Below are 236 nucleotides of genomic sequence, written 5' to 3' on the forward strand. Positions count from 1 at the left end.
TTTGTTTTTTAAATTTATACACATAGGTTAATAATTATTTTTAGCTTCAGCAACCCCCAAACAAGGAAAAACACAACAAATTTCTCAGGGGGTTTCCCCTGTGCTAAAGTATCGAGTTACATAACCCCGTTACATGGTAAGTCGCCACAATGAAAAAAGAAAAAATGCTACGCATCAATGAGGTGTCACAGGTTACACAAATAAGCAGAAATACACTGTATCGATATATGAGAAAC

The 236-nt window shown here is 35.2% G+C and carries 1 protein-coding gene; it reads left to right on the plus strand.

Features of this window, described 5'->3' with window-relative positions; genetic code table 11:
- Nucleotides 1-164: 164 nt before the first annotated feature.
- The coding region (locus A3712_RS28970) for an AlpA family phage regulatory protein (RefSeq protein ID WP_443083617.1) at nucleotides 165-236 on the plus strand (72 nt) is incomplete at its 3' end.

Origin of the sequence: Vibrio sp. HI00D65 (assembly GCF_001635455.1) — a bacterium.
Classification (GTDB): Bacteria; Pseudomonadota; Gammaproteobacteria; order Enterobacterales; family Vibrionaceae; genus Vibrio.